Annotated in this window: 19 protein-coding genes, 1 tRNA gene and 2 rRNA genes; 12 read left to right on the plus strand and 10 right to left on the minus strand. The window is 55.0% G+C overall.

Features of this window, described 5'->3' with window-relative positions; all coding sequences use genetic code 11:
- Together QQF33_RS07495 and rrf are read left to right on the plus strand one after the other, a co-directional pair.
- Positions 1–104: ribosomal RNA gene (locus QQF33_RS07495) — 23S ribosomal RNA — on the plus strand; the annotation flags it as partial.
- A gap of 98 nt (positions 105–202) precedes the next feature.
- A 5S ribosomal RNA gene (rrf, locus tag QQF33_RS07500) occupies positions 203–318 on the plus strand.
- Positions 319–619: 301 nt separating this feature from the next.
- On the opposite strand, the gene QQF33_RS07505 is transcribed toward rrf, so the two are convergent.
- A tRNA-Phe gene (locus QQF33_RS07505) sits at positions 620–695 on the minus strand.
- A 170-nt stretch (positions 696–865) separates the two neighbouring features.
- Here QQF33_RS07505 and QQF33_RS07510 point away from each other — a divergent pair.
- Together QQF33_RS07510 and QQF33_RS07515 are read left to right on the plus strand one after the other, a co-directional pair.
- A complete protein-coding gene (locus tag QQF33_RS07510) occupies positions 866–1711 on the plus strand; it encodes an AraC family transcriptional regulator (RefSeq protein ID WP_285150320.1) in 846 nt (281 codons plus the stop codon).
- Positions 1712–1747: 36 nt separating this feature from the next.
- Positions 1748–2338, plus strand: a complete 591-nt coding sequence (locus tag QQF33_RS07515) for a LysE family translocator (RefSeq protein ID WP_285150321.1) — start codon at positions 1748–1750, stop codon at positions 2336–2338.
- On the opposite strand, the gene QQF33_RS07520 is transcribed toward QQF33_RS07515, so the two are convergent.
- From QQF33_RS07520 to aspA, 5 genes are all read right to left on the minus strand, one after another.
- A complete protein-coding gene (locus tag QQF33_RS07520) occupies positions 2335–2910 on the minus strand; it encodes a transcriptional regulator (protein ID WP_285150322.1) in 576 nt (191 codons plus the stop codon). The two genes, QQF33_RS07515 and QQF33_RS07520, sit on opposite strands and share 4 nt — an antisense overlap.
- A gap of 47 nt (positions 2911–2957) precedes the next feature.
- Complete coding sequence (locus QQF33_RS07525; RefSeq protein ID WP_285150323.1) at positions 2958–4643, minus strand: protein-disulfide reductase DsbD; 1686 nt, start codon at positions 4641–4643, stop codon at positions 2958–2960.
- The gene (cutA, locus tag QQF33_RS07530) at positions 4619–4942 is read right to left on the minus strand and encodes a divalent cation tolerance protein CutA (RefSeq protein WP_285150324.1); all 324 of its coding nucleotides are present in this window, start codon (positions 4940–4942) and stop codon (positions 4619–4621) included. The genes QQF33_RS07525 and cutA overlap by 25 nt, the downstream gene beginning before the upstream one ends.
- 111 nt (positions 4943–5053) lie before the next feature.
- Positions 5054–6355 carry an anaerobic C4-dicarboxylate transporter gene (locus QQF33_RS07535; RefSeq protein ID WP_282491530.1) on the minus strand — a complete coding sequence of 434 codons (1302 nt, stop codon included), beginning with the start codon at positions 6353–6355 and terminating at the stop codon, positions 5054–5056.
- 115 nt (positions 6356–6470) lie between these two features.
- On the minus strand, positions 6471–7907 hold the full coding sequence (aspA, locus tag QQF33_RS07540; protein WP_103948109.1) for an aspartate ammonia-lyase: 1437 nt from the start codon (positions 7905–7907) through the stop codon (positions 6471–6473).
- A gap of 334 nt (positions 7908–8241) precedes the next feature.
- On the opposite strand from aspA, the gene QQF33_RS07545 reads away from it, so the two are divergent.
- Positions 8242–8712: an FxsA family protein gene (locus QQF33_RS07545; RefSeq protein ID WP_282491529.1), complete on the plus strand. Its 471-nt coding sequence runs from the start codon at positions 8242–8244 to the stop codon at positions 8710–8712.
- Positions 8713–8795: 83 nt separating this feature from the next.
- Here QQF33_RS07545 and yjeH read toward each other — a convergent pair whose 3' ends face one another.
- Entirely contained in the window at positions 8796–10034 is a 1239-nt protein-coding gene (gene yjeH / locus QQF33_RS07550) for an L-methionine/branched-chain amino acid transporter (RefSeq protein ID WP_285157632.1), read from the minus strand.
- A 178-nt stretch (positions 10035–10212) separates the two neighbouring features.
- On the opposite strand from yjeH, the gene QQF33_RS07555 reads away from it, so the two are divergent.
- The 3 genes from QQF33_RS07555 to QQF33_RS07565 all read left to right on the plus strand — a co-directional run bounded on the left by QQF33_RS07555 (position 10213) and on the right by QQF33_RS07565 (position 12801).
- The gene (locus QQF33_RS07555) at positions 10213–10506 is read left to right on the plus strand and encodes a co-chaperone GroES (RefSeq protein ID WP_003855929.1); all 294 of its coding nucleotides are present in this window, start codon (positions 10213–10215) and stop codon (positions 10504–10506) included.
- Between the two features lie 40 nt (positions 10507–10546).
- Positions 10547–12190 (plus strand): chaperonin GroEL, encoded by a 1644-nt coding sequence (groL, locus tag QQF33_RS07560; RefSeq protein ID WP_282491526.1) that lies wholly within the window; start codon positions 10547–10549, stop codon positions 12188–12190.
- A 257-nt stretch (positions 12191–12447) separates the two neighbouring features.
- Positions 12448–12801, plus strand: a complete 354-nt coding sequence (locus QQF33_RS07565) for a DUF4156 domain-containing protein (RefSeq protein WP_282491525.1) — start codon at positions 12448–12450, stop codon at positions 12799–12801.
- A 112-nt stretch (positions 12802–12913) separates the two neighbouring features.
- Here QQF33_RS07565 and epmB read toward each other — a convergent pair whose 3' ends face one another.
- Entirely contained in the window at positions 12914–13942 is a 1029-nt protein-coding gene (epmB, locus tag QQF33_RS07570) for an EF-P beta-lysylation protein EpmB (protein ID WP_285157633.1), read from the minus strand.
- Between the two features lie 41 nt (positions 13943–13983).
- Between epmB and efp the strand changes: the two genes are divergently transcribed.
- From efp to ecnB, 3 genes are all read left to right on the plus strand, one after another.
- Positions 13984–14550: an elongation factor P gene (gene efp / locus QQF33_RS07575; RefSeq protein WP_095280459.1), complete on the plus strand. Its 567-nt coding sequence runs from the start codon at positions 13984–13986 to the stop codon at positions 14548–14550.
- A gap of 180 nt (positions 14551–14730) precedes the next feature.
- Positions 14731–14862, plus strand: a complete 132-nt coding sequence (locus tag QQF33_RS07580; RefSeq protein ID WP_285157634.1) for an entericidin A/B family lipoprotein — start codon at positions 14731–14733, stop codon at positions 14860–14862.
- A 107-nt stretch (positions 14863–14969) separates the two neighbouring features.
- Positions 14970–15116, plus strand: coding sequence for a lipoprotein toxin entericidin B (gene ecnB, locus QQF33_RS07585; RefSeq protein ID WP_095280461.1), 147 nt, complete (start codon positions 14970–14972; stop codon positions 15114–15116).
- Positions 15117–15167: 51 nt separating this feature from the next.
- Here the strand turns inward: ecnB and QQF33_RS07590 are convergent, their stop codons facing one another.
- Complete coding sequence (locus QQF33_RS07590; protein WP_285145710.1) at positions 15168–15761, minus strand: LuxR C-terminal-related transcriptional regulator; 594 nt, start codon at positions 15759–15761, stop codon at positions 15168–15170.
- Between the two features lie 262 nt (positions 15762–16023).
- Between QQF33_RS07590 and sugE the strand changes: the two genes are divergently transcribed.
- A complete protein-coding gene (gene sugE / locus QQF33_RS07595) occupies positions 16024–16341 on the plus strand; it encodes a quaternary ammonium compound efflux SMR transporter SugE (protein ID WP_282491519.1) in 318 nt (105 codons plus the stop codon).
- Here sugE and QQF33_RS07600 read toward each other — a convergent pair.
- The gene (locus QQF33_RS07600) at positions 16338–16868 is read right to left on the minus strand and encodes a lipocalin family protein (protein WP_282491518.1); all 531 of its coding nucleotides are present in this window, start codon (positions 16866–16868) and stop codon (positions 16338–16340) included. The two genes, sugE and QQF33_RS07600, sit on opposite strands and share 4 nt — an antisense overlap.
- Between the last annotated feature and the right edge of the window lie 12 nt (positions 16869–16880).

Genomic DNA, 16880 nt, shown 5'->3' on the forward strand with positions numbered 1-16880 from the left:
GAGTCCTGAAGGAACGTTGAAGACTACGACGTTGATAGGCTGGGTGTGTAAGTGCAGCGATGTATTGAGCTAACCAGTACTAATGAACCGTGAGGCTTAACCTTACAACGCCGAAGATGTTTTGGCGAAAGCAGAGACGACGATTTTCAGCCTGATAACAGATTAACCGGCATGCAGAGATGCGTGTTGATAACAGAATTTGCCTGGCGGCTTTAGCGCGGTGGTCCCACCTGACCCCATGCCGAACTCAGAAGTGAAACGCCGTAGCGCCGATGGTAGTGTGGGGTCTCCCCATGTGAGAGTAGGGAACTGCCAGGCATCAATTAAGTGAAGAGGCCATCCGCAAGGATGGCCTTTTTGCGTTTTTGTCCTTTCTAAAATAAGCCATCAAACAACAAAAACTCCGGTTCCAGCCCAGCCATACGGCCTTAAATCAAAGCTAAAACCTTATCAATATCATTGATCACGTCATTTCTGGCGCAGCTACGTGTGTGTGGAATTCGAGCTGAGTGATGATAAAAGAGATGTTCAAACTGAAGAATTGAGTTGAGCGACGCGGCCAAAATCTACCGGATCCCCAAAAGCAAAAACCCAGCCATAGGCTGGGTTCTTTAAATAGTGGTGCCCGGACTCGGAATCGAACCAAGGACACGGGGATTTTCAATCCCCTGCTCTACCGACTGAGCTATCCGGGCAACGGAGCGCATTAAACCTTAATCCCGCATGTGCGTCAACCCTAATTCGGGAAAAGCTGTTCAACTGCTTAACTTTACGGCAATCTGTCGGTTTGCGCAGCGAAATTGCACAAATCTTCCAGACAATGAGGGGCTGAAATCGCAATGCTGACAGATTACAGGAGGGGTGTATGACGAACGACTGGCTTGAGCTCCGTCAGCATGCAGATACGGGCATTGAAACCATTAAAGCGCACTTTGAAGGCCACGCCTTCGACCCGCACTGGCACGACAGCTATCTGGTCGGCATCACGCTTTCTGGTACCCAGCAGTTCCACTGCCGCCGCGAACGACACCGTAGCCAGCCGGGAGACGCCTTTCTGCTCGAACCCGGTGAGATCCACGATGGCGACGCACCCGTCGAGGGCGGTTTTACCTACCTGACCTTTTACCTGGACGAGCAGTGGCTGAACAACACGCTGCATGGACTGTACGAATCCACGCCCGGCAGCTATTCACTCCATTTTGCCCAGACCCTGACGCGCGAGCCGCAGCTGGTTCGCACCATCGGTGAAACGTTCAGTGCACTGCATCAGGATGAGATGAAAATCGTCCAGCAAAGTACGATGGATAACTTGCTGGCGCAAATCACCTCCCATTGCCACTGGCGAAAACGACTGCCTTCGCAGCTCCAAAGCGCGGCGGTGGCACATCGGGCGCGCGATTACCTGTACGCGCATCTCGGTGAAAACCTCGGGCTGTCAGACCTGGCGCGCGAGACGGGAACCGATCGCTTTACGCTGACCCGCTGCTTCAAACGTGAGTTTCACCTGGCGCCGCACGCCTGGCTTATCCAGCTTCGACTCGCAAAAGCCCGTCAGATGCTGGCACGTGGCGATTTACCCGTCGATGTCGCTGCAGCGCTCGGTTTCGCCGACCAGAGCCATCTTGGGCGCTGGTTCCAGCGAGCCTATCGCATCACCCCAGCCCATTACCGAAAGTTGTGCACAAACCTTCCAGACGTTTCCAGAAAATAACGGCACAGTCAGGTCTCCAATAAGAAGGAGATACCTGTGACTGTAATGCCATTTCTGCTGTTTGCCTTTGTCGCTTCGATAACGCCAGGCCCGACCAACATCCTCGTTCTGACCAACAGCCAGCACTATGGCGTGAAGGCGACCCTTCCTGCCCTTGTGAGCGGCTGTGTGGCGGCCAGCGCCATCGTGTTGATATCCGGTGCGGGGGCGGGAGAAGTCTTGCGCCAGTACCCGCTGATTCGTCAGGTAATGAGCTGGGCGGGTGTGCTGTGGTTAAGCTGGATGAGCTGGCAGCTGTTCAATGCCCCAGCGGCAAATCTGAGCAACGGCTCACACCACCGTTTTACGGCGCGGGCGGCTGCACTACTGCAGGTGGTTAATCCCAAGACATGGATGATGGCGCTGGCGGTCGTCAGCCTGTTTGCGCCTGCGGGGGAACATACGTTGCGGGATATTGCGCTGATGGCGCTGTGGTTCTTAATGATTTCGATTATGTGTCTGATGTGCTGGGCGTGGCTGGGGAAGGCGGTGAACCGTGTGTTTCGCACCACCGTGGCGATGGTGCGCTTTCAACGCGTGATGGCCCTGTGCCTGCTGGTATCCGCGTGGGCAGGCATGCTGGCTTAAGTCAGCGCGCCACCCATGCGGCACTGAGCAAAACGCAGAATATCTTCCGCCAGACGATGCGCCGTCTCAACGTCAGTCACACTCCGGTTGACCAGCATGCGGCTCAGACATCCTTCCAGCACCAGTTCCATCTGTTTGGCCACCATCGCCGGGTCGTCCACTTCGAGCGTCGTCAGCAGCTCGTGCGTGAAGTCGTGGGCGGCGCTTTTCTGCTGATCCGCCAGCTGATGGATCGGATGACCCGGATCCGGGTAGAACGTGCAGGCGGCAATAAACAGGCAGCCCGGATAGCGATTGTTGTGAACGCAATCCGCCAGAGCGGTGTAGCGCGCCAGTAATTTCTGTTCAGGCGACAGCTCTTCGTTCAGCATCAACTGCCTGCGCCAGATATCCACCTGCTGGCTGAGATAGCGCAGGGCGTCATAAAGCAGCGCCTCTTTATCGGGCCAGAAGCGGCGCAATTCATCCAGAGGATAATCGATGCGTTCGGCGACCATCTCAAGCGTGGTGCTGGCGATCCCTTGTACTTCAAGTAATTGCAGGGCTTGTCCCAGTACGTCTTCACGTTGCACGGTTTTCTCCTCCCAATGCTAACGGTTTCTTCCGTTATCAGTGTCGTTTACGGTTGGCGATCGCGCAAATGTGCGCTGAATGCGGCTGCATCCATAAATCCGGTTACGCGCCCGTCGGGCTGCTCTTCTCCCCGTTCATTAAAGAACAGAATTGTCGGCAGACCAAGCACGTTGAGTTCCTTCAGCAAGGCCTTGTCCTGCGCGCTATTGGCCGTCACATTGGCCTGCAGCAGAACGGTCTCTTTCAGCGCATTTTGCACCTGCGGATCGCTAAAGGTGTATTTTTCAAACTCTTTACAGGCCACGCACCAGTCGGCATAGAGGTCGAGCATCACCGGTTTGCCCTTGGCCTGCGCCAATGCGGTATGCAATTCATCGACGTTGATGATTTGCGTAAAGTTAAGATGCGCCTGTGTTTGTGTCGTGGCGGAGCCAAACGCCCAGTCCTGAAGCGGGCGCACGCTCACCAGCGCGGCGGCCAGCAGGATAATTTGCACGATGCGCATCCACGATTTTTTCGCCTGCAAACTGGTGATAAACGCCCAGCTGAAGAACGCGACGCCCAGAATCGCCCACAGACGTATTCCCCAGACATCGCCAATAATGCGCTCCAGCAGGAATACCGGCAGCGCCAGAATCACAAAGCCGAACGCGGTTTTCACCGTCTCCATCCACGGCCCGCTTTTCGGCAGCAGTCGGTTGCCAAAAACAGTCACCAGAATCAGCGGCAAACCCATGCCCAGCGCGTAGAGATAGAGCGTCCCACCGCCGAACCACATATTCCCGCTCTGAGCGATGTAGAGCAGGATGGCGCTCAGCGGCGCGGTGGTGCAGGGTGAGCAAATCAGCCCGGCGATCGCCCCCATGACAAACACCCCGCCAGCCGAACCGCCCTGCTGACGATTGCTCATCAGCGTTAAGCGCGTTTGCAGGGACGACGGCAATTGCAGGGTGAACAGCCCGAACATCGACAGCGCCAGCAGGGTAAAGACCACCGACAGACCGATGAGTACATACGGATGCTGAAGTGCGGCCTGGAACTGCAGCCCCGCCGCGGCCACCACAAGGCCGAGCGCGGTATAAGTGAGCGCCATCCCCTGAACATAGATAAAGGCCAGCAGCAGCGCGCGGGCGGTAGATAAACGCTGTTTACCGCCGAGTACGATACCGGAGATCAGGGGATACATTGGCAATACGCATGGCGTGAAGGCGATGCCGATGCCGATCAATAACGCCCAGAGGGCAGAGAAGGGGAGTTCCGCGCTCTTTTCACTCGGCTCCAGAGAAGGGGGAACAGGGGTTGCCGCCACGACTTCACTCAGCGGCACCACTTTAGTTTCCGGCGGATAGCAGAAACCGGCATCGGCGCAGCCCTGATACGTCACCGTCAGCGTCGCGCCCTGGCTTGCCTGATTCACCGTGACCGGCACCGTCAGTCGGTGGCGGTAGATCTCGCTTTTGCCGTAGAACTCGTCTTCGTGCCATTCTCCCGCAGGCAGCTGAGGCTTGCCGACCGTCGCATTCGCAGGAGTGATACCGACCTGCTTGCGGTACAGGTAGTACCCGTCCTTAACCTGCCAGCTCAGATTCAGATCGTGCTGGTTCTGCTGGAAGTCGAAAACAAATGCCCGATCGGCGGGAATGAAATTAGAGCGGCCGGGCGCGTCGAACAGCCCGGCAAAAACTGATGTGCTGCACAGCAGCAGGATCAGCGTAAGGAAGCGTTGAGCCATGAGAGATAGTCGTTATCGCCGTGAGCCACTGGCAGCACCAGCAGTTCGGGGGTCTGGTAAGGATGATGAGACTTGAGGCAATCGAGAAGCGCCTGTTGATGCACGACGTTGGTTTTCAGCAGCATCTGCACTTCGTACTCCTGCTCCAGCTTGCCTTCCCAGTAGTACATCGAGGTGGCACCGGGCAGGATGGTCACGCAGGCCGCGAGCTGTTCTGCCAGCACTTTGGCAGCAAGCTCCTGGGCAGTGGCTTCATCGGGTGCGGTACAGAGTACAACGACAGCGTCAGGTGTATTCACTACTCGACCTCCTCATCGCGAAAAAATCACTATATCACGCTGGGCCGAAGGGCATTAATGAATCGGGCCGCTGAGCGGCCCGACTTTAACTATTTTTACACCACCGGCAGCTTAAAGAATCACGCTGCCAATCAGGAAGCCGAAGCAGACGGCAAACACCACGCCCATCGTGCCCGGAATAAAGAACGGATGGTTAAAGACGAAACGCCCGATGCGCGTCGTGCCGGTATCGTCCATCTGCACCGCCGCGACCAGCGTCGGGTAGGTTGGCAGAATGAAGAGGCCGGAAACAGCGGCAAACGAAGCCACTGCGGTCAGCGGAGAGACGTTCAGCGCCAGCGCCATCGGCATCAGCGCTTTGGCTGTTGCCGCCTGAGAGTACAGCAGCGCAGAGGCAACGAAGAAAATCACCGCCAGCAGCCACGGGTGGCCCTGAATCACGGTACCCGCCGTCTCTTTAATCCAGTCGATGTTGTGGGAGACGAAGGTATCGCCGAGCCACGCCACGCCGAGGATACAGATACAGGCGCTCATCCCCGCTTTAAAAGTGCTGGAACTCAGAATGCTGTCCGTTTCCACGCCGCACATCACCGTGGTCAGCGTCGCGACGCTCAGCATAATAATCAGGATCGCGTTAGTGGTGTTCATCAGCGGCGTCGCCACCAGGCCAAGGCTTGGGCTGTTGACGATGGCATAAATCACCACACAGACCACGCCGAGCAGGAACAGCAGCACCGACAGTTTGGCGCGCGGTTTGATTTCAACTTTGTTTTCACCGCGCAGTTCGATCAGACCCTCTTCCAGACGTTTCAGGTATACCGGATCGTCAGAGAGTTTTGAGTTGAACAACATAGTGACCAGGAACGACATCAGCAGCACAGCCAGCAGCGTCGATGGGATCACCACCGAGAGCAGATGAATGTAGCTCACGCCGTGGCCTTCCATTACGGAGGACATATAAACCACCGCGGCAGAAATTGGCGAGGCGGTAATCGCAATCTGAGCGGAAACGACGGCGGTCGACAGCGGACGGCACGGTTTGATGCCTTGCTCTTTCGCCACTTCGGCAATCACCGGCAGCGTCGCCAGAGAGATGTTCCCGGTTCCGGCAAAAATGGTCAGGAAGTAGGTGACGACGGGCGCGAGGATGGTGATGTACTTCGGATTTTTGCGCAGCAGTTTTTCAGTCTGATGCACCAGATAATCCAGCCCGCCCGCGATCTGCATCGCAGAGATGGCCGCAATCACCGCCATGATGATGGAGATAACGTCAAACGGGATTTTCCCCGGTGCGACACCAATCGCGGCCAGCACCAGCACGCCGAGCCCGCCAGCATAGCCGATACCAATCCCCCCGAGTCTGGCGCCGATAAAAATCGCCGCTAAAACGATAATCAGCTCAATGACAATCATAATCGCTTCCTTGAATGTTAGATGTTGGATACGTAAATGTTATTTTTGTGATGTCCTATAAAAGCAAAAAGGCATGTCACAAGTGACATGCCTTTCGGAAGTTTAACCGGAACTGTTATTGTTCGCTTTCATCGGTATAACGTTTCGCTTTGTAGGCCGGGTGCATCAGGTTTTGCGCCGAGAAGATATCATCCAGCTCAGCTTCTGTCAGCAGTCCTCGCTCCAGTACGACTTCGCGCACGCTCTTACCGGTTTCGGCACAAATCTTCCCGACGATATCGCCGTTGTGGTGGCCGATGAACGGGTTCAGGTAGGTGACGATGCCGATAGAGTTATAGACGAAGCTTTCGCACACTTCTTTGTTCGCCGTGATGCCGTTAATGCATTTTTCCAGCAGGTTGTAGCAGGCGTTGGTCAGAATGTGGATAGACTCAAACATCGCCTGGCCAATCACCGGCTCCATCACGTTCAGCTGCAGCTGACCCGCTTCGGAGGCCATGGTCACGGTAATGTCGTTCCCGATGACTTTGAAGCACACCTGGTTCACCACTTCTGGCACCACCGGGTTCACTTTAGCTGGCATGATGGACGAACCGGCCTGCAGCTCTGGCAGGTTGATTTCGTTCAGGCCAGCGCGTGGACCGGAGGAGAGCAGGCGCAGGTCATTACAAATTTTGGAGAGTTTCACCGCCAGGCGTTTCAGCGCACTGTGCACCATCACGTAAGCGCCGCAGTCGGAGGTCGCTTCGATCAGGTCTTCCGCCGGTACTACCGCCAGGTTAGAGACTTCCGCCAGTTTTTGCACCGCCAGCTGCTGATAGCCGTCTGGGGTGTTCAGACGTGTCCCGATGGCGGTCGCGCCAAGGTTCACTTCCAGCAGCAGCTCAGAGGTGCGCAGGATGTTGCGGGTCTCTTCGTTCAGCAGCACGTTAAACGCGTGGAACTCCTGGCCGAGGGTCATCGGCACCGCATCCTGCAGCTGGGTACGACCCATTTTCAGAATGTCCTGGAACTCAACGGCTTTACGCTGGAAGCCATCGCCCAGCTGGTTAATCGCGTCGATCAGTTTCACCACGGAAGCGTACACGGCGATACGGAAACCGGTCGGGTAGGCGTCGTTGGTGGACTGGCACTTGTTAACGTGGTCGTTTGGATTGAGGTACTGGTACTCGCCTTTCTGGTGGCCCATCAGTTCAAGACCGATATTCGCCAGCACCTCGTTGGTATTCATGTTGACGGAGGTCCCCGCGCCGCCCTGATAGACGTCAACCGGGAACTGATCCATGCATTTGCCGTTGTTCAGCACTTCATCGCAGGCGGCGATGATGGCATTTGCAGCGCTTTTCGGAATGGTTTGCAGCTCTTTGTTCGCCAGGGCTGCGGCTTTCTTCACCATCACCATGCCACGGACAAACTCAGGGATGTCGCTGATTTTGTTGTTGCTGATGTAAAAGTTTTCAATCGCTCTCAGAGTGTGAATACCGTAGTAGGCATCCGCTGGAACTTCCCTGGTACCCAACAAATCTTCTTCGATACGAATGTTGTTTAACATGTGAACCTTCTTTTAAAGCGGCCGATGGATTGTACTAAACACACAGTAGATATGTGGTTTTCAATATTTGCTGACCGACGATTATTCCCTCAATCAGCCAGATACTCGAGATCATATGCTGATGATAGCGAATTGCCGTAATCTGGATCACTTATTATCGCCCTCATCTCATGATAATTATTAATCTGTGAAATGAATCACCGCTTGAATATTTCCAGAAAAAATATCCGTGCAAACCGATTGAAATTTGGCTATCCGTCTCCATCTCAGAAAGACGCGAATCGCAAACACATTCAGACAGAGGCCAGAGGCGTCTGCCACACAGGAGAAACCAGTGCGCTGGATACCTTTTATTGCCATTTTTCTCTATGTTTACATTGAGATTTCGATTTTTATCCAGGTCGCCCACGTGCTGGGTGTCCTGCTGACGCTGATCCTGGTGATATTCACATCAGTGATAGGTATGTCGCTGGTGCGTAACCAGGGTTTCAAAAATTTCCTGTTAATGCAGCAGAAGATGGCGGCGGGCGAAAGTCCGGCGGCCGAGATGATCAAAAGCGTCTCCCTGATTCTTGCGGGTCTGCTGCTGATTCTGCCGGGCTTCTTCACCGACTTCATCGGCCTGTTACTGCTGTTACCGCCGGTGCAAAAACTGCTGACCCTGCGACTGCTGCCGCATCTGCGCTTTAACCGTATGCCTGGCGGCGGGTTCAGCACCGGTCCGGGAAATGGGGAAACCTTTGACGGGGAGTACCAGCGTAAGGACGACCAGCACGACCGTATCGATCATAAAGACGATCGCTGAGTTTTTTGCCCGGTGGCGCTTCGCTTACCGGGCCTACAAAACCCAAATCGTAGGCCGGATAAGGCGCAGCCGCCATCCGGCAACTAAACCGCACCGCGCTTAGGCAAGAACCCCCACAGCCCCGCCAGCATCACGACGGCGTACAAACTCTTCCAGCCAATCATCACCAGCAGCAGCAAACACAGCACTCCGCCGATGATTGCCAGCGTCTTAAATCGTCCTTTCAGCAACCGACACCCCGCCAGCATGCACAGCAGATAAATCATGATGAAAATGCCGTTGGCGTAGACGATCAGCGCGTCCAGATTGATGTTCAGCCAGTAGATCCCCAAAGTGCTCAGCACGCAGCAGCTCAGCACCGCGTTCAGGGCGTTCAGCGGCAGCTGACGTTTTGACAGGCGCGACAGTCGGCTGTCCGGTTTGTATTGCGCCTGAGACCACACCAGACGGGCGAAACTCTGAATATAGATGTTCAGGCTGGCGAAGCAGGCGAGATAGCCGATCACGCAGGCAATCCATAACGCTTTGACGCCAAACAGCTGCACCACAATACCCGGCAGCGATGCCGCCGCGGCCGCTTCAGCGCTGTACGCGTTGAAGTGCAACACCAGCACCGTACAGGCCCAGTAGACCGTGCCCGCCAGCAGCAGGCCAATCATCAGCGCGCGCGGGAAATCGCGCTCCGGCTGTTTGAATTCCGACGCCAGATGGGCAAACGCCTCCAGGCCAACAAAACACCAGAACATCACCGAGAGCGCGGCGAAGAGCTGAGAATGATCGACGTCGGCGATGGCCGGGAAGGGAATTTCGCTGACGTGGATATCGCCGGCCCACCAGATGGCGGCAATCAACGCAACGATCAGCACCGCGACCAGCGTTTGCAGATTGGCGCTCGAGCTGGCCCCGCGCGAGCCCACCCACCAGACGATCGCCAGCGTACCCAACTCAGCAAACAACAGCTGTTCATCGTGCCAGCCAAACAGCGCCTGACCAAAACCAGTGGCGATGTGCAGGGCGGCAGGGAGACCGACAGGAATCACCGACAGGAACAGCCAGCCGGTCACCCGCTCCAGCCGTGGGCCAAACGCCATGCCGACAAAATGCGCCACGCCGCCCGCGCTCGGGAAATGTCGTCCCAGCGTCGCAAAGACGATTGCAATCGGAAAGACCAGCACAATCAGCACTGGCCACGCCCACAGGCTGTTATTCCCCGCCACCAGTGCCGCCAGCGCAGGCACCGCAAACACACCCGTTCCTAACAAGGAGGTGGAGAGCAAACCCACGCCCTGCGCCAGCCCCAGCTCCTGTTTGAGTCCACTCATTGACTTCGTCCTGCCACCATCAAAAGAGAGGCGATGGTAACACTTTCACAAATTTTTTTTCGGCTGCCCCTTGAAGGGGCAAAATCCGACCCCCATCTCTCAGGGCACCAGTCGGTAAACCTTTTACGGCCCGGCGTCTTCCATAACTGATAATGACTTTCTCGAAGGAGAGCTATCAATGAGTATTCGTCCGTTACATGATCGTGTGATCGTCAAGCGTAAAGAAGTTGAAACCAAATCTGCGGGCGGCATCGTACTGACCGGTTCTGCAGCAGCCAAATCAACTCGTGGCGAAATCATCGCTGTCGGTAAGGGCCGCATCCTGGAAAACGGTACAGTGCAGCCGCTGGACGTTAAAGTGGGCGACATCGTGATCTTCAACGATGGCTACGGCGTGAAATCCGAGAAGATCGACAATGAAGAAGTGTTGATCATGTCCGAAAGCGACATCCTGGCAATTGTTGAAGCGTAATCCGCGAAACGATACTGAACGAATTTGAGGAAATAAGAACATGGCAGCTAAAGACGTAAAATTTGGTAACGACGCTCGTGTGAAAATGCTGCGCGGCGTGAACGTACTGGCAGATGCAGTAAAAGTGACCCTGGGCCCGAAAGGCCGTAACGTGGTGCTGGATAAATCCTTCGGCGCACCAACCATCACTAAAGATGGCGTTTCCGTTGCACGTGAAATCGAACTGGAAGACAAATTCGAAAACATGGGCGCGCAGATGGTGAAAGAAGTTGCCTCTAAAGCGAACGACGCTGCAGGCGACGGTACCACCACCGCGACCGTGCTGGCTCAGGCGATCATCGCTGAAGGCCTGAAAGCTGTTGCTGCGGGCATGAACCCAATGGACCTGAAGCGTGGTATCGACAAAGCGGTTATCGCGGCTGTTGAAGAGCTGAAAGCGCTGTCCGTTCCTTGCTCCGACTCTAAAGCGATTGCGCAGGTAGGTACTATCTCCGCTAACTCCGACGAAACCGTGGGTAAACTGATCGCAGAAGCGATGGACAAAGTCGGTAAAGAAGGCGTGATCACCGTTGAAGACGGTACCGGCCTGGAAGACGAACTGGACGTGGTTGAAGGTATGCAGTTCGACCGCGGCTACCTGTCCCCATACTTCATCAACAAACCAGAAACTGGCGCTGTTGAGCTGGAAAGCCCGTTCATCCTGCTGGCTGACAAGAAAATCTCCAACATCCGTGAAATGCTGCCTGTCCTGGAAGCCGTAGCGAAAGCTGGCAAACCACTGGTTATCATCGCGGAAGACGTTGAAGGCGAAGCCCTGGCAACTCTGGTAGTGAACACCATGCGTGGCATCGTGAAAGTGGCTGCGGTTAAAGCACCTGGCTTCGGCGACCGTCGTAAAGCTATGCTGCAGGACATCGCAACCCTGACCGGCGGTACCGTGATTTCTGAAGAAATCGGTATGGAACTGGAAAAAGCGACCCTGGAAGATCTGGGTCAGGCGAAACGCGTTGTGATCAACAAAGACACCACCACCATCATCGATGGCGTAGGTGACGAAGGCGCAATCCAGGGCCGCGTAACTCAGATCCGTAAGCAAATCGAAGAAGCGACCTCTGACTACGACCGTGAAAAACTGCAGGAGCGCGTAGCGAAACTGGCAGGCGGCGTGGCAGTGATCAAAGTCGGTGCGGCTACCGAAGTTGAAATGAAAGAGAAGAAAGCCCGCGTTGATGACGCCCTGCACGCAACCCGTGCTGCGGTAGAAGAAGGCGTGGTTGCTGGTGGTGGTGTCGCGCTGGTTCGCGTTGCCGCTAAACTGGCTGGCCTGACTGCTCAGAACGAAGATCAGAACGTGGGTATCAAAGTTGCGCTGCGCGCAATGGAAGCGCCACTGCGTCAGATCGTCTCCAACGCCGGTGAAGAGCCGTCTGTTGTGGCGAACAACGTGAAAGCAGGCGAAGGTAACTACGGTTACAACGCAGCCACTGAAGAATACGGCAACATGATCGACTTCGGTATCCTGGACCCAACGAAAGTGACCCGTTCTGCTCTGCAGTACGCGGCATCCGTAGCCGGTCTGATGATCACCACCGAATGCATGGTGACCGATATGCCTAAAGGCGATGCTCCTGACTTAGGCGCAGGCGGCATGGGCGGTATGGGTGGTATGGGCGGCATGATGTAATTTGCCCCCACGCCCTGCATCCTTCAGGCTGCAGATGCGTTGGCTTCGTCCGCGAACCCCAGTCACTTACTTGAGTAAGCTCCTGGGGATTCACGAACTTGCCGCCTTCCTGCAACCAGAATGATTTGGGCGTTTACGTCCCAGAATTGAAAAACCCCCGGACAGAAATGCCTGGGGGTTTTTCTTTTGGTCATCTTTTTAGTATAAGGTTTACACACGGACAACTCTTGTCCAGCTTATTGAAAACGGGGAATAACATGCGCGTTAAAGTCTGTGCAGGGATCGTAGGGGCAGCGTTGCTGCTGGCGGGATGTAGCTCCAGTAACGAGCTCTCCTCGGCGGGACAGGGCGTTCGCTTTGTGGAAGATAAGCCGGGCAGCGAGTGCCAGCTGTTAGGCACGGCAACCGGTGAGCAGAGCAACTGGATGTCGGGTCAGCACGGTGACGAAGGCGGCTCAATGCGCGGTGCGGCAAATGCGCTGCGTAACCAGGCGGCGGCAATGGGTGGCAACGTGATTTATGGCGTGAGCAGCCCAACGCAAGGCATTCTGTCGAGCTTCGTGCCGACGGCAAGCTCAATGAACGGCCAGGTTTATAAGTGCCCGAATTGAGATAGGTGCGGGCTGATGCCCTCACCCCGACCCTCTCCCACGGGAGAGGGCACAAACACTAAAAACGGCAACGGGTGTTGCCGTTTTGCTTTTACCTCTGCCACCTGCCTATTTAGTTCTGCCGCAGCTGCAAATCCAGCGGCGTTTTGCTCGGTTCACCGCCAATCTCGCGCGCCAGCTTCGGCACCATATATCCCGACACCAGCGTCAGCAGCTCCCGCATAATTTGCCGGGCTTCCTCATCGCTCACCATAAAATGCGCCGCACCCTGAACGCGGTCCAGCACGTGCAGGTAATAGGGCATCACCGAGGCATCAAACAGCGCATTGCTCAGATCGGCAAGTGCTCGCGCGCTATCATTCACACCGCGCAGCAGCACGCTCTGATTCAGCAGCGTCACACCCGCTTTGCGCAGACGCGCCATTGCCGAGCGGAATGCGTCGTCGATTTCGTTGGCGTGGTTAATATGATTCACCAGCAGAGTTTGCAGTCGCGACTGTTCGAAGCGCGCAACCAGCGTGTCGGTTATACGCGCGGGGATCACAATCGGCAGACGGCTGTGAATGCGTAACCGCTTGATGTGCGGGATAGCCTCGAGCTGTGCCATCAGCCAGTCCAGCTCGTGATCTTTCGCCATCAGTGGATCGCCCCCGGAAAAGATGATCTCATCCAGCTCAGGATGGGCCGCAATATAGTCCAGCGCCACCTGCCAGTTGCGCTTATTGCCCTGATTATCGGCGTACGGGAAGTGACGACGGAAGCAATAGCGGCAATTTACTGCACATCCGCCCTTCACCAGCAGCAGGGCACGGTTCTGATATTTATGCAGCAAACCCGGCACCACGCTGTTCTGTTCTTCCAGCGGATCGGTACTAAAACCGGGCGCGGTCACGAACTCATCCTGCGAGGTAAGTACCTGTTTCAGCAATGGATCGTCGGGGTTGCCTTTCTCCATCCGCGCGACAAACGCACGGGGGACACGCAGGGCAAAGAGGCGCTTTGCCTCACGGCCAGCGAGCAAATTTTCATCAGTGTCTATATTCAATAGACCCAGCAGTTCATCAGGACTGGTGATTACATCGGCAAGTTGCGATAACCAATCTTCTCTGGACGGGGTATTTAGGGTTACAATATGCGCCATTTTGTGGCTTAGCTACCAGTTAACAATTTTCAGAGGGCCTTATGGCGACTTACTATAGCAACGATTTTCGTGCTGGTCTTAAAATCATGATGGACGGCGAACCGTATGCGGTTGAAGCCAGCGAATTCGTTAAACCAGGTAAAGGCCAGGCATTCGCGCGCGTTAAGCTGCGTCGCCTGCTGACCGGTACCCGCGTTGAGAAAACCTTCAAATCTACCGACTCCGCTGAAGGCGCTGACGTTGTCGATATGAACCTGACCTTCCTGTACAACGACGGCGAGTTCTATCACTTCATGAACAACGAAACTTTCGAGCAGCTGGCTGCTGACGAGAAAGCCGTTGGTGATAACGCGAAATGGCTGCTGGACCAGGCTGAATGCATCGTGACCCTGTGGAACGGTCAGCCTATCTCCGTGACTCCGCCTAACTTCGTTGAGCTGGAAATCATTGAAACCGATCCAGGCCTGAAAGGTGACACCGCAGGTACCGGCGGTAAACCAGCCACCCTGTCTACTGGCGCCGTGGTTAAAGTGCCACTGTTCGTTCAGATCGGCGAAGTGATCAAAGTGGATACTCGCTCTGGCGAATACGTATCCCGCGTGAAGTAATTCATGTTTACCCTAAATAATTCGAGTTGCAGGAAGGCGGCAAGCCTGAGAATCCCCAGGAGCTTACTTAAGTAAGTGACTGGGGTGAGCAGGCGCAGCCAACGCACATGCAACTTGAAGTATGACGGGTAATGAGTGAGGCGCAGCGCCTGCTGCGCCTGATTGATTCAGGCAGGGATGATGAAACGTACCGTTAAAATTCTGCTGATGCTGGCACTCTCCAGCACCCTCCTTTCCGGGTGCAACACCGCGCGCGGAGTAGGTGAAGATATCAAAGCTGTTGGCCACGCGATCTCCCACGCAGCCAGTTAATCACGTCTAATACTCCGAAAAATTCTTCCTTTTCCGTCAACCGGCGGGATCTTGTCTATCCTTAAGTGGCTATACACAAATAACATTGGCTATAAAAGGAAGATATTATGGTTAAGAAAACAATTGCAGCGATCTTTTCTGTACTGGTGCTTTCTTCAGTATTAACCGCATGCAACACCACGCGTGGCGTGGGTGAAGATATCTCTAGCGGCGGTAGTGCTATTTCTGGTGCAGCAACGAAAGCACAGAATTAATGATGTGATATCAGGACGGTACGGAACGGGGCTGCCGCCGTACCGTCAGCTTTACACTTCCTGAAGCGTCAAAAACGGTGAGAAGCGCGTGTCCATGTGCAGCTTCATACGGATATTGCGTTTGTAGGTATACACCGTCTTGCTGTTAATGCTGAGCTTCCCGGCAATATTCTGATTGCTGGCACCTTCCATCCACAGTGCTAATACTTTCTCTTCCTGACGGGTCAGCAGGGGCGTCGCAATTTGCGGGATCTCGTAGCTGGCACAGGTACTTAATGCGTCATTAATCACTCTCGCCAGGGTGTCCAGCGACGTGCTTTTGCACAGCGAAGCCCACAGCGGGAACTGCTTAATGTAGCCCGACATATCCAGCTTGATGTCGGATTGCAGCAGAATAAAAGGCCGCGTCTCGCTGGCAATAAGCAGGGACGACAGCTGCTGGATATCACTCATATCCTGCATAAAACTGTTTAAATCGGCGATCACCAGCGTGGGCTTCCATTGCAGGATATGCTCCCTGGCAAGAAACAGATTATTCAGCCCAGTGACCATAAAGGTGCCGGGGAATAACCCTGAATGATTGAGCCATGCTTCAAACCCGGAGCGGGTGAAGTGACAACGGTCAATCAAGAGAATTTTAAACATGTTTTTTTCGCATCAGGCAAAGGGCTCGGCTTGCTGCCATCAGAAAGCACACCATCATAGGGAAGTCCGATGAGTACTAAATGGCTGAACTCCGCTGCATACTGAGGCTATTTCAGGCTTTAACCAGATTTTGCCAATTGTATTGAATTAAGATCGCTTTCTGAGCAAAATAGGCCTCTCATCTCTGCCTTGCGGGACGACCTGCAAGCGCTTCGACCACCGGGGACGGCCCCAGACTGTTATTTAAGTTAAGGAGCCTTATATGTCCTGGATTATTCTTTTGATCGCCGGTTTGCTGGAAGTGGTATGGGCCATCGGCCTGAAATACACCCACGGTTTCACCCGCCTGACCCCGAGTATCATTACCATCACCGCCATGATTGTCAGTATTGCGTTGCTCTCCTGGGCGATGCGCACGCTGCCGGTCGGCACGGCGTATGCCGTCTGGACGGGGATCGGTGCCGTGGGCGCGGCGATTACCGGTATTTTGCTGCTGGGCGAGTCCGCGAGCCTGGCGCGTATTGCCAGCCTCGCGTTAATCGTGGCGGGGATTATTGGGTTGAAGCTCAGCACCCATTAATGCGGCTGTTCGACCCAAATTAATTTCGACACATCAAACCCTTGTCGGGTCGCGACATCGAGCATTTGCTGCTTCATTTCGTCTGAAATGGTCGGCGTGCGCGAGAGGATCCACAGATAGTCGCGATCCGGCCCGCATACCAGCGCATGGCGATATTCCCGATCCAGCGCAATCACGTTATAGCCACCGTAGAACGGGCCAAAGAACGATACTTTCAGCGCGGCCCGACTCGGGTCGCCGGTAAAGTACGCTTTGCCGATCGACTGCTGCCACATCCCACGCTCTGGGTTGTATCCCTTGTTAATCACCTGAATTCCGCCGTCATCCATGGTGCTGTAAGTTGCGGTGACGCGCTGTAACCCGCGTTCAAAGCGATGATCCAGGCGGGCGATTTCATACCAGGTGCCGAGATAACGCTGTGCATCAAAGTTATTCACAACGGTGACGCCATTCGGCGGGGTAGGGGAACTACAAGCCACCACTAAAAACGCGGCTGTCACCGCGGCGATAACAGGCAAAATGCGCATAGAAGTTTCCTT

The organism is Lelliottia wanjuensis (assembly GCF_030238365.1).
GTDB lineage: Bacteria > Pseudomonadota > Gammaproteobacteria > Enterobacterales > Enterobacteriaceae > Enterobacter > Enterobacter wanjuensis.

What these genes read in the sequence shown, in the direction of transcription:
- QQF33_RS07510 (WP_285150320.1), top strand. Translation starts at nt 866, where the DNA reads ATGACGAACGACTGGCTTGAGCTCCGTCAGCATGCAGATACGGGCATT.
- QQF33_RS07525 (WP_285150323.1), bottom strand. Translation starts at nt 4,643, where the DNA reads ATGGCTCAACGCTTCCTTACGCTGATCCTGCTGCTGTGCAGCACATCA.
- QQF33_RS07535 (WP_282491530.1), bottom strand. Translation starts at nt 6,355, where the DNA reads ATGATTGTCATTGAGCTGATTATCGTTTTAGCGGCGATTTTTATCGGC.
- aspA (WP_103948109.1), bottom strand. Translation starts at nt 7,907, where the DNA reads ATGTTAAACAACATTCGTATCGAAGAAGATTTGTTGGGTACCAGGGAA.
- yjeH (WP_285157632.1), bottom strand. Translation starts at nt 10,034, where the DNA reads ATGAGTGGACTCAAACAGGAGCTGGGGCTGGCGCAGGGCGTGGGTTTG.
- QQF33_RS07555 (WP_003855929.1), top strand. Translation starts at nt 10,213, where the DNA reads ATGAGTATTCGTCCGTTACATGATCGTGTGATCGTCAAGCGTAAAGAA.
- groL (WP_282491526.1), top strand. Translation starts at nt 10,547, where the DNA reads ATGGCAGCTAAAGACGTAAAATTTGGTAACGACGCTCGTGTGAAAATG.
- QQF33_RS07565 (WP_282491525.1), top strand. Translation starts at nt 12,448, where the DNA reads ATGCGCGTTAAAGTCTGTGCAGGGATCGTAGGGGCAGCGTTGCTGCTG.
- epmB (WP_285157633.1), bottom strand. Translation starts at nt 13,942, where the DNA reads ATGGCGCATATTGTAACCCTAAATACCCCGTCCAGAGAAGATTGGTTA.
- efp (WP_095280459.1), top strand. Translation starts at nt 13,984, where the DNA reads ATGGCGACTTACTATAGCAACGATTTTCGTGCTGGTCTTAAAATCATG.
- QQF33_RS07580 (WP_285157634.1), top strand. Translation starts at nt 14,731, where the DNA reads ATGAAACGTACCGTTAAAATTCTGCTGATGCTGGCACTCTCCAGCACC.
- ecnB (WP_095280461.1), top strand. Translation starts at nt 14,970, where the DNA reads ATGGTTAAGAAAACAATTGCAGCGATCTTTTCTGTACTGGTGCTTTCT.
- QQF33_RS07590 (WP_285145710.1), bottom strand. Translation starts at nt 15,761, where the DNA reads ATGTTTAAAATTCTCTTGATTGACCGTTGTCACTTCACCCGCTCCGGG.
- sugE (WP_282491519.1), top strand. Translation starts at nt 16,024, where the DNA reads ATGTCCTGGATTATTCTTTTGATCGCCGGTTTGCTGGAAGTGGTATGG.
- QQF33_RS07600 (WP_282491518.1), bottom strand. Translation starts at nt 16,868, where the DNA reads ATGCGCATTTTGCCTGTTATCGCCGCGGTGACAGCCGCGTTTTTAGTG.